10 protein-coding genes are annotated in these 13,477 nt (G+C 41.9%); 9 read left to right on the forward strand and 1 reads right to left on the reverse strand.

All coding sequences use genetic code 11. From position 1 onward, the window contains the following. The first annotated feature begins 4 nt into the window (after positions 1-4). The 8 genes from H6G69_RS12460 to H6G69_RS12495 all read left to right on the forward strand — a co-directional run bounded on the left by H6G69_RS12460 (position 5) and on the right by H6G69_RS12495 (position 9,440). Positions 5-1,300 (forward strand): HlyD family efflux transporter periplasmic adaptor subunit, encoded by a 1,296-nt coding sequence (locus H6G69_RS12460; protein ID WP_190686752.1) that lies wholly within the window; start codon positions 5-7, stop codon positions 1,298-1,300. Then, on the forward strand, positions 1,297-2,475 hold the full coding sequence (devC, locus tag H6G69_RS12465) for an ABC transporter permease DevC (RefSeq protein WP_190686754.1): 1,179 nt from the start codon (positions 1,297-1,299) through the stop codon (positions 2,473-2,475). Before H6G69_RS12460 ends, devC begins: the two co-directional genes overlap by 4 nt. 79 nt (positions 2,476-2,554) lie before the next feature. Further along, positions 2,555-3,277 (forward strand): DevA family ABC transporter ATP-binding protein, encoded by a 723-nt coding sequence (locus H6G69_RS12470; RefSeq protein ID WP_190686757.1) that lies wholly within the window; start codon positions 2,555-2,557, stop codon positions 3,275-3,277. Between the two features lie 79 nt (positions 3,278-3,356). Continuing rightward, positions 3,357-3,590: a hypothetical protein gene (locus H6G69_RS12475; RefSeq protein ID WP_190686758.1), complete on the forward strand. Its 234-nt coding sequence runs from the start codon at positions 3,357-3,359 to the stop codon at positions 3,588-3,590. Between the two features lie 295 nt (positions 3,591-3,885). Next, positions 3,886-5,973 (forward strand): S-layer homology domain-containing protein, encoded by a 2,088-nt coding sequence (locus tag H6G69_RS12480; RefSeq protein ID WP_190686761.1) that lies wholly within the window; start codon positions 3,886-3,888, stop codon positions 5,971-5,973. Positions 5,974-6,100: 127 nt separating this feature from the next. Then, positions 6,101-6,832, forward strand: coding sequence for a hypothetical protein (locus H6G69_RS12485; RefSeq protein ID WP_190686764.1), 732 nt, complete (start codon positions 6,101-6,103; stop codon positions 6,830-6,832). Between the two features lie 354 nt (positions 6,833-7,186). Further along, positions 7,187-7,444, forward strand: a complete 258-nt coding sequence (locus H6G69_RS12490; RefSeq protein ID WP_190686766.1) for a hypothetical protein — start codon at positions 7,187-7,189, stop codon at positions 7,442-7,444. A gap of 112 nt (positions 7,445-7,556) precedes the next feature. Beyond that, positions 7,557-9,440 carry an ABC transporter ATP-binding protein gene (locus H6G69_RS12495; protein WP_190686769.1) on the forward strand — a complete coding sequence of 628 codons (1,884 nt, stop codon included), beginning with the start codon at positions 7,557-7,559 and terminating at the stop codon, positions 9,438-9,440. Positions 9,441-9,601: 161 nt separating this feature from the next. On the opposite strand, the gene H6G69_RS12500 is transcribed toward H6G69_RS12495, so the two are convergent. After that, on the reverse strand, positions 9,602-11,329 hold the full coding sequence (locus H6G69_RS12500; RefSeq protein ID WP_190686772.1) for a Dyp-type peroxidase: 1,728 nt from the start codon (positions 11,327-11,329) through the stop codon (positions 9,602-9,604). 600 nt (positions 11,330-11,929) lie between these two features. Here H6G69_RS12500 and H6G69_RS12505 point away from each other — a divergent pair. Further along, positions 11,930-13,459 (forward strand): ATP-binding protein, encoded by a 1,530-nt coding sequence (locus tag H6G69_RS12505; RefSeq protein WP_190686775.1) that lies wholly within the window; start codon positions 11,930-11,932, stop codon positions 13,457-13,459. The last annotated feature ends 18 nt before the right edge of the window (positions 13,460-13,477 follow it).

Here is a 13,477-nt window from a genome sequence, read left to right on the forward strand (position 1 = left end):
TACGGTGAGTAATGCCGCAGCAAAAGATTCCGCATACTTTAAGCCTAACTCTCGCCAACTGATCATTTTGGCAGCTGCTTTAGGTATTGCGATCGCAGGTTATAAATTTTGGCAAGTGCAATCAACACCCACTCAGAACACAGCCACAACTGAGGTGAGTTTACCGCAAATTAAGACGGTGACAGCGTTAGGGAGACTAGAACCCAAGGGAGAGATCATTAAACTGTCGGCTCCTGCGGCTAGTCAAACTAGTCGAGTTGAGAAACTGCTGGTAAAAGAAGGTGATACAGTCAAAGCTGGGCAATTAATTGCCATTTTAGATAACCGCGATCGCCTCCAGGCAGCTTGGCAAGAAGCTCAAGAAGCTGTAAAAGTAGCGAGGATAAATTTAGCGAAAGTGCAAGCGGGTGCGAAACAAGGCGAAATTACTGCCCAAACAGCCGAAGTTGCCCGTTTACAAGCCCAAAGTTTAGGTCAAGAAACCGAACAAAGGCAAACTATTGCGCGGTTAGAAGCACAATGGCAAGGTGACACGACTGCTCAACAGGCAACAATTAAAAGATTAGCCGCCGAATTAAAAAATGCTGAAGCCGAATTTGGTCGTTATCAGCAACTGTATTCCGAAGGTGCAATTTCCCTTTCCACCTTTGACAGTAAACGCTTGAGTGTAGATACAATTACCCAGCAGTTGAGCGAAGCCAAAGCCAATCTGAACCGCATAGATAGTACTGGCAGCAAACAAATTAGTGAAGCCAAGGCAGCTTTAGGACGAATTACAGCAACAGGTAGCAAACAAGTCCAGTCAGCCGCAGCCAGTTTAAATAGTATTGCCGAAGTCCGCCCCGTGGATGTGCAAGCCGCGAAGGCAGAAATTGAGCGGGCAGTTGCCGCCGCCAGCCAAGCCAAGGCCAACTTAGATCAAGCTTATGTGCGATCGCCCCAAGATGGTGTAGTCTTTGATATTCATACACGTTCTGGTGAACTAGTATCTAGCGATGGCATTGTGGAAATTGGACAAACTAACCAGATGTATGCAGTCGTAGAAGTTTATCAAAGCGATGTCAACAAAATTCGTCCACAACAAAAAGTGCGAATATCCAGCAACTCTCTCCCTGGCGAATTGTCTGGAACAGTAGATTGGATTGGCTGGAAAGTCCAACGCCAAAATGTGATCAACACAGATCCCAGCGAAAATATTGACTCTAGAGTGGTGGAAGTTCATGTGCAACTAGATGACGCTTCCAGCAGCAAAGCCGCCAAATTTACCAATTTACAAGTCAAAGCGGTGATTGAACTATGACAGGAATTATCCCAGAACTGCAACGCCGCACACCTTTGGGATGGCTACAACTGAGTCATCATAAAAGCCGCTTGTTAGTTGCTTTAGCTGGTATTGCCTTTGCTGATGTGCTGATTTTTATGCAGCTAGGTTTTCAGAATGCACTGTATGACAGCAACACCCGCCTGAATCGCGCCCTGGTTGCAGACATTATCTTGCTCAGTCCCCAAAGCCGGAATATGCAGAATTTAGCGACATTCTCTCGGCGGCGACTGTTGCAAGCCGCAGATGTACCAGGTGTGAAATCAGCTACAGCCATGTATATCGGTTTATTGACTTGGAAAAATCCCCAAACCCGCAGCAAAACTTCCATGCAAGCCATTGGTTTTAACCCGGAACAATCAGCCTTAAACATTCCCGGAGTTCAAAGCCAATTAGACAAAATTAAACTACCAGATAGCTTCATTTTTGATCGGGCATCCAGAGGTGAATATCAAAAAGTTGTTCAGCAACTTGATGCAGGTAAAGTTGTAACCACAGAAGTAGATAAACACACGATTAATTTGAGTGGTGGATTTACATTAGGTGCATCATTTGGCGCTGATGGTACATTAGTTTCTAGTGATGAAAACTTTCTACGCTTATTTCCGAAACGACAAGTAGGCAGTATTAATCTCGGTTTAATTAATATTCAACCAGGTTATGATGCCCAACAAGTTGCAGCAGCATTAAAATTACATCTCGAAAGTGAAGATGTCAAAGTATTAACCCGCGCCGAATACATCAAATTTGAAGAAGATTATTGGAAAACCGAAAGCCCCATTGGTTTTATCTTCAGTTTAGGTGTATCAATGGGTGTGATTGTAGGTGTGATTATTGTTTATCAAGTCTTATCAACTGATGTGAATGCCCATATTAAAGAATATGCCACATTCAAAGCAATGGGCTATCGCAATGCCTACTTACTCGGAGTCATTTTTGAAGAAGCAATTATATTAGCCGTCTTGGGGTTTATTCCTGGCTTTATCTTCCCATTAGGACTTTATCAATTAGCTGCCACAGCGACAAACTTACCCATATATATGACAATAAGTCGGGCATTATTCGTATTGATTTTAACAATAATGATGTGTAGTATCTCTGGAGCGATCGCTACTCGCAAACTCCAATCTGCCGACCCCGCCGATATGTTTTAGAAATATAAATCTTTGCGCCTTTGCGCCTACTCTTCGAGAAGCCGCTACCGCGTCTATGCGCGAAAATAAAAAACTCGATATGGAAACTAATTACTCTTCTAAACCCGTTATATCCATTCAAAATCTTGACCATTACTTTGGTCAAGGGCAACTGCGTAAACAAGTATTATTTAATATTAACCTCACCATTAACGCTGGCGAAATTATCATTATGACTGGCCCTTCTGGTTCAGGTAAAACTACCTTATTAACCTTGGTAGGTGGCTTGCGTTCTGCCCAATCTGGTAGTTTACAAGTATTAGGTCGAGAACTTTGTCATGCTAGTAGTGAAGAATTAACCCAAGCCAGACGCAGCAACGGATATATTTTCCAAGCTCATAACTTACACGGTAGTTTAACAGCAATTCAGAATGTGCGTATGGGTTTAGAAGTGCATCGTGGAATTGCACCCCAAGAAATGCTGACACGTTCTCAAGCAATGTTAGCCGCAGTTGGGTTAGAACATCGCCTGAATTACTATCCTGATAGTTTATCGGGTGGACAAAAACAACGAGTAGCGATCGCGCGTGCCTTAGTAAATCAGCCTAAAATAGTCTTGGCAGATGAACCAACAGCCGCTCTCGATAAACAATCTGGGCGCGATGTCGTGGAGTTAATGCAAAAACTTGCCAAAGAGCAAGGCTGTACAATTTTGCTAGTCACCCACGATAACCGCATTTTAGATATTGCTGACCGAATTATTTACATGGAAGATGGACATTTGATTAGGGATGGAGTGGAGGCTGTCGCTATAGAAAAGTAAGTGTGTAGAAAACGTCAGTTCAAGAGATCGCTTAATCTATATATAAGCCTTTGATTGACAAAGAGCGATCGCACTGTTTATGAAGTATCACATCTGCGAGTTGACAGCAACTCCCGAATGGCTCACCATCGAATCAATAGATTACATCGTCGAATGCTTAGAGGCTTGTATATCGTCGGAAATGCTGGCTGATTTACGAGCTATCTTTCCACGCCAGGCGCTACGCTGTGCGAGTATTCAGGTCAAAGAAGCTCAACGTCAAAATATTGTTCAATGGTTAGACTTGTTGAACAACGAAGAAAACGCTGCATGAAAGACTGAGAGTTAGAGCGAGTCGGCTGCATCTGTCTCCTCCTATACAAAGGCTAATTAGGTCAATCATGGCTTTTTAATGATGAGAAATTGAATTGACTCACGCTAATTAACTTTTCTTCCCCTACACCCTGACTCAACCGATAACTTTGTGATTTACTGTCTGTTGCTGCCAACCCTAAATTTTTCAGACTAATGAGTAGATTTGCCACAGATGGGTATGATGCTTAAAAGTACGGCTACAAGTAAGTTATGATTCATGCCGTGACCATTTGAATAGTTGCATCTTGATACCAATGGTAAACTCTACCCCCGTGGCCACACTCTATGTCAACCCTGGAACAGGGAAAGATACTAATGACGGTTCGCGGTTGAGTCCGTTTAAAAGTCTCACCCGTGCCTTAAGAACCACAACACCTATAATTATTCAGTTAGCACCAGGAACTTACAATGCGGCTAACGGTGAACAATTCCCCTTGGTACTGACTGCGGGGGTAATAGTAATTGGGAATGAATCAAATAAAGGTACAGGCGTTGTCATTTCTGGGAGTGGTGAGTATCAAAGTCCTAGTTTTAGCGTGCAGAGTATTACGCTGTTGTTGCTAGGCGATGCCAGTCTCATGGGTGTAACTGTGACTAACCCCATTGCCAAGGGCAGTGGTGTGTGGATAGAGTCATCAACTCCCTATCTAGCTAACAATACTTTTACTAACTGTGGTCGGGAAGGAATTTTTACTACTGGTAATGCTAAACCTGCCATTGTCGATAATGTGTTTGTGCAGAATGCAGCCAGTGGTTTATTTATGGCGCGCAATAGTAAGGGCGAAGTTTTACGGAATACGTTTAGTAAAAATCCTTTGGGGATAGCCCTGACGGATGCGGCGGCTCCTTTGATTGCCAATAATAAATTATCAGAGAATCGGACGGCGATCGCCCTTTCGCGTGATGCGCGTCCGGTATTACGACAAAATTCTCTGACTAAAAATCCGCAAGGTGGTTTGTTAGTTAATGCTAACGCCCTACCAGATTTAGGCAATAGCCAAGATGCAGGCGGTAATATCTTTCAAGGTAATGGCGAGTTTGATTTACAAAATGCTACCTCACAGCTTTTGATTTCTGCTGGTAATCAGTTAAATCCTAGTTTGGTCAAAGGACAGGTAAACTTGATTGCCTCAACCCAAGACTCGCCCAAACCTGTTACCGGCAGTAGTAGTTTTCCTGATTTGGCTGGGCATTGGGCAGCAGTTTTTGTGGAAGCCTTAGTTAGTAGAGGGGCAATTAGCGGTTTTCCTGATGGGACTTTTGGCCCGAATGCACCTATTACTCGCGCTCAATATGCATCTGTAATTACTAAAACTTTTGGGTTGCCATCTAGCACAACAACCAGTAGATTTAAGGATGTTAAACCAGACTTTTGGGCAGCCCCAGCTATCTTCAGCGCGGCGGAACAAGGCTTTATTAGTGGGTTTCCTGATGGCACATTTCGCCCAGGGCAGAACCTAACGCGGGTGCAAGCTATCGTATCAATTGTCAATGGTTTGAATTTGACAGGGGGTAATCCGAATGTGTTAAGTGTATACCGCGATCGCGCCCAAATTCCCAGCTATGCGACTAATGCTGTGGCTGTGGCTACCCAAAAACTGTTGGTAGTCAGCTATCCTCAATCTGATTTGTTAGAACCACTGCGGGAAATTACTCGCGGAGAAATCGCCGCTTTGCTTTATCAGGCGTTAGTCGCCAATAGCAAAGAAAAAGCACTCATTTCGCCTTATATTGTCACTCCTGAAGTCGAAATTTCTACCTTCACCGACATTACCAGACACTGGGCCGAACCCTTTATTCGCGGTTTGGCTAGTATGGGTTTAACCCACGGTTTTGCTGATGGGAGCTATCAGCCAGATAAACCAATGACGCGCGCCCAATATGCAGCTTTAGTAGCAGTCGCGTTTAACCCAACTCCCAAACGCCCAGCACTAGCATTTAGCGATGTCCCAGAAAATTTCTGGGCTTACAAAGCTTTGCAAATTGCCGCGAGTGGTGGCTTTGTGAGTGGATTTAGCGATCGCACCTTCCGCCCCGATCAAAATGTGCAAAGATTACAGGTGATTGTTTCTCTCGTTAACGGACTAGGTTTACCTGCTGTTCAAAACAATGGTTTACTGCCGTATACGGATAGTAACATCATACCTGAATATGCCCAAAAGGCAGTAGCCACTGCTACACAGCAAAGTATCGTTGTCAACTACCCCCAGCCTAATCTTCTCGCCCCGACGCGGGAAGCCACCAGGGCAGAGGTAGCGGCAATGGTTTATCAAGCTTTAGTAGCAATTAAGCGTACACAAAATATTAATTCACCCTATATAGTTTCGACAGCCAACATTTGACCAAGTAAAATGAGAAACACTGCTGATCAACTTGGAAATCTTGGTTACTAACCCTATAGCTAAAAACACGCTAGTCTATAGGCGATGGGTCGAAAATTTATACCCATTGCCTCATGCCAATAGTCCCATGTTCACCAAAGCACCAGAAACCTCTGCCGAATTGGCAGCTGCTTTACTTGTTCATTACAGTTTTGACCTCAGTGGCTACACTGCCATTGAGTTAGTCAATCGTTGGCAAAATCAATATCCTTTAGATTGGCTGCATCTGGCAGTAATTGAAGCACTTTATCAAGGTCGCTACAAAGCCATTTCTGTGCAGCAAATTTTGGCATTTTGGCAACGGCGAGGTCAGGCAATTTATCATTTCAACATGGAATTTGAACGCTTGATTTGTAGCAAATTCCCAGAAATTTTAACGGCATTGACAACACCAGCCTTGCCCCCGGCTGATGAGCATAGTACCGCAGAAAATGTAGCGAATGTTGCCAATTTGGCAGCAACGACAGCTGCCTTACCTGCTGTTGAGAATCAATATGAACAACAGCAAAATACTGCTGTGCAAGTAATCAACAGACAAACAGAAGTAGCATCTAACCCAGAAGATAGCCAGCGAGTGAGAAATATTTTGGCATCCTCTACATTGAGTGGAACAGGCTCAAGTGTAAAATCGCGGGGAAACTCCCAACCGATGTTACCTAGTAGTCTGCCATCAACAAACCCTGACAAATCTACAAAATTGTTGACATCTACAGTTAATCATCCCCCAATTGGGCGATTTACTCCCGAAAGATGCGATCGCACTGAGTCATTTACATCCAAACTCCGCGCGATTTCTAACGAAAGTCCGCAAATTTGGTAAATTTATCAGATAGAAAATTATTATTATTTTGCTTTGCTTGTTTATATTTTATTTATATTTTTCCAGTAATAATTCAGTTAGGGCGATCGCTGTCTATCCTAACTGAAATTAAAGGGTATATGGCAATCTTCAATAAATTGCTAAATCATTCATAAACTATCAGCAACAGCAACGAAGAACCTAAAAAACCATAGACATCTTCACAAATTCCTCAAATTTTTTGCATAACATCTTACCAAATTGATTTCATCAGCCAAAAGAAATAGCCAAAATCTCAAGAGAACTTTTCTAGGTCAGCTGATACTGACATTGGCATTTTAGAAAGCAAAAATTATCAAATTGTGGGAATATGTTATGAAAATTGAGCGACCATTATCTCAAGAACCGACACCAGAAGAAGCTATCTTACTGGAAAAATTAAAAACGATGATTGAGCAGTCTGTCAGAGATGGCGAAATCACTCATCAAGAAATTCACAACTTTTACTGTGCCATGTTTGCTCATGGAAAACCTAGTGTAGATATGGTTTACCGTTCAATTGAGTTGTATAGGATGATTGTTGCCGAAAAAGTGGCCAACCATCAAGCTTACTACGAGCCACCAACAAATTAAAACTCTCGCCTCTGCTCAGTATGTAAATTTATCAGAGGGATTTACAGTAGATGCAAGGAAACTACTGCTAAAATCCTAAATAATTTTATGTGAATATTCATACCCAACTCCTATGAGAGACACTGTACTAGAGGTTCACAATCTCCAAGTAGAATTTTCCAGTGATGACAACAGCCTCAAAGCTGTAGATGGGATTTCTTTTGAGTTACACAGAGGTGAAACCCTAGGCATAGTAGGAGAATCAGGCAGTGGCAAATCTGTAACTTCCCTGGCAGTTATGGGTTTGATACAGACTCCTGGTAGAGTCACTGGCGGAGAAATTTTGTTTCGGCAACAACCCCAAGCCCAGCCGATAAATTTGCTGGAATTACCACCAGAACAATTGCAACTGCATCGGGGTTGCGACATCGCTATGATTTTCCAAGAACCGATGACTTCGCTCAATCCAGTTTATACGATTGGGTTTCAGCTAACGGAAGCGATTATGCGCCATCAGAATGTGTCATCGGCTGAGGCGAGGCAAATTGCGATCGCCGGGCTACAAGAAGTTAAACTGTTACCCAGTGACGAGCAAATTCAACAACAGTATCTGGAAACATGGCCGCATACTACTACCCATTCGCCGAAACCAGATAGTTATAGACTGGCACAGTTAGTCAAACAACATAAAGCAGCTATTTTAGAACGTTACCCCCATGAACTTTCGGGTGGACAGTTACAACGGGTAATGATTGCAATGGCCATTTCTTGTAACCCATTGCTATTAATTGCCGATGAACCAACCACCGCCTTAGATGTGACTGTGCAAGCCACAATTATTGATTTGTTAAGAGAATTGCAACAATCTCGGGAGATGGGGTTGATTTTTATCACCCACGACTTGGGGCTAATATCAGAAATTGCTGACCAAGTAGCGGTGATGTACAAAGGTAAAATTGTCGAGTATGGTACGGCAGCCGATATTTTTAGTAACCCACAACATCCATATACTAAAGGATTGGTAGCTTGTCGCCCCACACTGAACCGTCGCCCGCAAAAACTCCTCACAGTTTCTGATTACATGAGTGTTGAGGAAACCGCCAACGGCGATTTAATTAAAGCCAAAGAACCTTTAGCACCTATAGAAGTTTCTCCTGAAGAAATTCTGGCGAGGCTGGCAAAGTTAGAAACACAGCCACCTTTATTGCAAGTGCGTCATTTGAAAGTTGGTTTTCCGGTGCGGGGTGTTTTTGGTGGTACTAAACGCTATAACTTTGCAGTGAATGATGTTTCTTTTGATGTTAAACCAGGGGAAACATTAGGCTTAGTTGGTGAATCTGGTTGCGGTAAAACAACTTTAGGTCGGACTTTGCTGCGGTTAATTGAACCGATGGGTGGGCAAATTATTTTTGATGGGCAAAATATCACCACTCTCAAGGGCGAAGCTTTACAGAAATTGCGCCGAGAAATGCAAATTGTTTTTCAAAATCCCTTTAGCGCCCTTGACCCCCGGATGAAAGTTGGTGATGCCATTATGGAACCGTTGGTAATTCACTCTGTGGGTAAAACAGTTCAACAACGGCGCGAAAGAGTTGCGGAACTTTTAGAACGGGTGGGTTTAAATCCCGATGCTATGAACCGCTATCCGCATCAGTTTTCGGGTGGTCAGCGTCAAAGAATTTGTATTGCCCGGTCTTTGGCATTAAATCCGAAATTTATTATTTGCGATGAATCGGTTTCGGCTTTAGATGTATCGGTACAAGCACAAGTATTGAATTTGTTGAAAGAACTACAAGAGGAATTTCAACTCACTTATATTTTTATTTCTCACGATTTAAGTGTGGTGAAATTTATGAGCGATCGCATTTTAGTCATGAATCGTGGTCAAATTGTTGAACAAGGCACAGCCGAAAGTATCTACCGCGAACCCAAAGAAGCTTATACGCAAAAACTCATTGCTTCGATTCCTACAGGTAGCCCAGAACGTATTCGTACTCGGCAAGCCAGGACAATATAGATGGACTTACGCACAAAGATTATCTGTGGAGAATGGGTGTCAGGGTGTCGGGTGTGGGGTTAATGGGTTTTAGATCATAGGAACTACTCTAAAGGCAGGGAAGCAGGAATAGATTGCCTAATTCCCTCTTCTCTGCCCTTCATAGTTTAAAGCGTATTAGCTTAGGTCAAAACATTCTTTAACGCCGAAATAGATGGCGCGAAGAAGTAGCCGCCACCAGTGGGAATTACCCAGTCTTCCGGTGCGGTTAATTCTTTAGTCACAGGTTGAGAATTTTTATCCTCAAGGTGAACGAAGAATTTACGAGTGCGATCGCCATTTTCGCCGTTACTTTGACCAATAATCGGGTCGTGACCTAAAGTAGGTTTACCTTCAAACTCATGGCCCTTCGCCGCTTCTTCGCTAAAGTTAGGATTGTTAGACCAGAACTTAGTGACAAATTCAAACTGATCTACAATCGAGGTTTGATAAGCCAAAAAGTGTAAACCGCGATCGACAAAGGTTGAGTCTTGTAGCGGTTGGTCAGGGGTCGAAGCCGACACAGGCCCATAAGGAATGCCACGCCGCAATAAACGGTGGGTTTGAGTAGTTACTTCGCTGCGATCGATTTCTTCGGGGCCGGGGCCGCCACCACCGGGCGTTTTGTCGTCTCGGGGATAAGTTTTCCGAGTATGGGCAATAAACGGACAGCGTAAACCCGTCGCATCTTGAGAAGGTGGAACTACATCATTTTTAAAGAATCCATTTTCTGGTTCATCATCACCATTGAATTCAAAATCGTTATTAGCATTGTCATCATTACCCAAACTCGGGGCATCTGCTTCTGGGGTGCGAACGGTGGGAGCGCCACTAGGCCAGCGACCAATTAACTTTGCACTAACTTTTGTGGGGATAGTGTTCAACTCACTAGCAGTATCTTTCAAAAATTTGTGGAACTTGAACACATCCTGGCGCAAGCGTCGGAACACTAAGTATGAGCCATCATCCGCCCATTTTGGCCCAGCTGATGCGATCGCACCTTTACTATCTTCTAACTTCTTCGCATCGGGATTTTGCCCTGGGTAGCCAAAAACAAATTCTCCTGGCCACAAAACATCTTGTCCTGGCTTACCTTGATTGGGGTTTTTGGGATCTTGTCGAGGAGTTAACAAATCTTTGGAATTGTCGGAAACCCTACCGCGAATTCCTGGTTGGGAAATTCCATCTAAATTACCAAAATGTTCATGTCCTGACAGTGGCTGTGGTAGGTTCGCACCTTCTTCCAAAAACGTGATTTTTGCACCACTATTTATCAGGTTGCCGTTCTCGTCTTGAAAGAGTACGATACTTTCTAAAATTCGTGCGACTTCTGCTAATAAATCTGTGCGATCGTCACTAGCAACGATGAAAACTACATCGGTTTTACCATTATCCGGCCCACCGACAACCCAGCCTATCGGCTTGCCTTGGCTGTCTACAGGGTCGTTAAGTTCAGCCGCCCGTGCTGCCAAGCCTGCTTTAAATGCTTCATCTGTAAAATTATCAGCACTTGCGGTCAGTTTTTTCAAGCCTTCAAAGGAAAAAGCAATGTTCACCCAGGTGGCTTTTACTGTACCTTCACGTCCGCGCCGTTCTCTAGCAGACTTAAATATGCGGTTGAAGGCAATTACTTCTGAAGCTGTAGCAATAAATTTGATTTGTGTCTTCAGCCACTGTTTAAAGGCACTTGGATTTTCAATCTCGAGAAAGATTAATGTTTGATAATCTTTATGAAACCCTCCTAGGATGTTGCCTTGAATATTGTTTACGCGCAGAACTGGTTCACCAAGTGCAGGAATAAACAGCGCGCTTTCTTCCTGACCTGCTAAGGGAGTAGGTGTAGCTGCTTCACGAATTATTTGATTAGTCATAATGTCGTGTTGATAATGAAGGTTTTTGGAGAAATTTTCTCTGTCCAATAGATATCAGAAAATTCCTTTGATGCAGTTAAGGCAGCATTTAGTTTTGACTCAATGACCAATTTTGGCTTTTTGAGTTGCTAAATTCAGCCATATTTTTTGTTATCAACGCCGATTCTAGGCTTTACGCAATATATGGATTTTTGTAACTTTTCTTAACAAGATTAATTTTTAGATATAACTCAGAGCATTTTAAATTTTTGATTGTATCAAGCCTGATTATTAAAAGTGAACTTATAGTCACTAAACTTAAAGTTATCTGCGAAAAAGTAACTTTCAAATCAGTTCAATTTATTTGTTAATAAAGAATTAATTTTTAGAGATATATACTGGACAAATTATTTTTTTTACAACAAAATATTCAGTGGAATTACGGTTAGCAAATAAGATGACACTTGCAAATAAGTTGATAAAATAAATACAGCTATAAAAATAAAATTTCAACAAGCTGTTAGTGAACACTGATGATATAGGTAACAATAAAAATACATCAGGAATTCTCCAAGGCTGGCGAATAACTCTCAAGTCTTATCAGCTAGAAAGTGCAGAATCATGATGCCTAAAAATAACCGAAAATATATTCAAACCCAGGACTTTACCTCAGTTAATAAAACTTATCTTTCTGAAGAGTTTAATGATAACTTTTTAGATATTACCCAAGAGGCAGAAATTGAAATTCAGTGTCGCCCAACGGATATGATTCTCAGTAGGCCGCAGTCAACAGATGGACAATCAGAAAATCTCACTTCCAAGGGTAAATTTTCAGCAATTTTACCAAAAATTATCAAAATTACTAATCAATATATCATACATTTACCAGAAGCACTCAAGCAGATTATCCAAGAAGTTTGTGACGGCATTGAATTTGTACATTTTGCAACTGTTTTGTTGTACGATCAACAAAAACAAAACTTGGAATTAGTCGCTAAAATAGGTATAGATGTTGATAAATTATTTGTATCAAAAATAGATAATATCCAAGAAAATTGTGATTTTTATCGAACTTTATTAGATCATGTCTTGAATACAGGGGCCGCTAAATTATTTCAAAAAAGTGCAGGTTCTTTGGATTATCCGGTTTCGCCATTCGCTGGCTATACACCGAGTTCTATGTATGCTATACCTATAAATTCACCACATTTAGGTAGGTTAGGTGTCCTAGCAGTTGGTAACTGGGATAATACTCACGCCTTTGATACAACATCGCCAGAAATATTCCTGGGAGTGACAAACCTCATGGCGATCGCTATTCATCATACCCAACTTAGGCAACAATTAGACCAGCAAGCAGCGACTTGCGCTACACAAACAGCCATTATCTTAGAACAACAACATCAACTAGAAAAACAGCAACATAAAATTCAACAACAAAACCATCAACTCATTCAAGCAGCTAATCATAAATCAGAATTTTTTGCTACGACTTCCCACGAACTGCGTACTCCGTTGAATGTAATTTTAGGTTTATCGCAAGTGCTATTAAGACAACGTTCTTCTTCTTTGAGCGAAGAACAGATGGATATGATAGAACGCATTATCAGTAATGGTAATTATCTGAGAGACATTATTGAAGATATGTTCAATTTTGCTAAAGTGAGAACAGGTCATTTAGCCATATATCCCGAAGAATTCAACTTATCGAGTTTAGTAATGGCCACCGTTGCTGACCATTATTTTCAAGCACTAGAAAAGGACTTAAACCTCCGCGCAGACATAAATCTAAATCATCCCATAGTAGTTAATGATAGTAGATTGATGCACCAAATTTTAGTGAAATTACTATCAAATGCCATTAAATTTACTGACACTGGTGAAATTGTGGTGAAATTGTGGGAAATTGGTAGTCAGAAGATTGCGATCGCTATTCAAGATAGTGGGATTGGCATTGCAGAAGTTCATCGAGAAGCGATTTTTGAACCATTGCGCCAAGTCGATCAAAGTATAACTCGCAAATACGAAGGTGCAGGATTAGGATTAGCCATTGCTAAATCATTTGTCGAATTGATGCAAGGCAAAATTAGCTTCACCAGTAAACTTGGTGAAGGTTCCACATTTTATATTGAATTACCTAGAGAAATCTGAAGTAAAAACAGTAAATCT

It is taken from the genome of Nostoc sp. FACHB-110 (genome assembly GCF_014697425.1).
Taxonomy (GTDB): Bacteria; Cyanobacteriota; Cyanobacteriia; order Cyanobacteriales; family Nostocaceae; genus Nostoc_B.

Bases quoted from the DNA above. Each gene is read 5' to 3' on its own strand.
- devC (WP_190686754.1), top strand. From the start codon at position 1,297: ATGACAGGAATTATCCCAGAACTGCAACGCCGCACACCTTTGGGATGG.
- H6G69_RS12470 (WP_190686757.1), top strand. From the start codon at position 2,555: ATGGAAACTAATTACTCTTCTAAACCCGTTATATCCATTCAAAATCTT.
- H6G69_RS12475 (WP_190686758.1), top strand. From the start codon at position 3,357: ATGAAGTATCACATCTGCGAGTTGACAGCAACTCCCGAATGGCTCACC.
- H6G69_RS12480 (WP_190686761.1), top strand. From the start codon at position 3,886: ATGGTAAACTCTACCCCCGTGGCCACACTCTATGTCAACCCTGGAACA.
- H6G69_RS12485 (WP_190686764.1), top strand. From the start codon at position 6,101: ATGTTCACCAAAGCACCAGAAACCTCTGCCGAATTGGCAGCTGCTTTA.
- H6G69_RS12490 (WP_190686766.1), top strand. From the start codon at position 7,187: ATGAAAATTGAGCGACCATTATCTCAAGAACCGACACCAGAAGAAGCT.
- H6G69_RS12495 (WP_190686769.1), top strand. From the start codon at position 7,557: ATGAGAGACACTGTACTAGAGGTTCACAATCTCCAAGTAGAATTTTCC.
- H6G69_RS12500 (WP_190686772.1), bottom strand. From the start codon at position 11,329: ATGACTAATCAAATAATTCGTGAAGCAGCTACACCTACTCCCTTAGCA.
- H6G69_RS12505 (WP_190686775.1), top strand. From the start codon at position 11,930: ATGATGCCTAAAAATAACCGAAAATATATTCAAACCCAGGACTTTACC.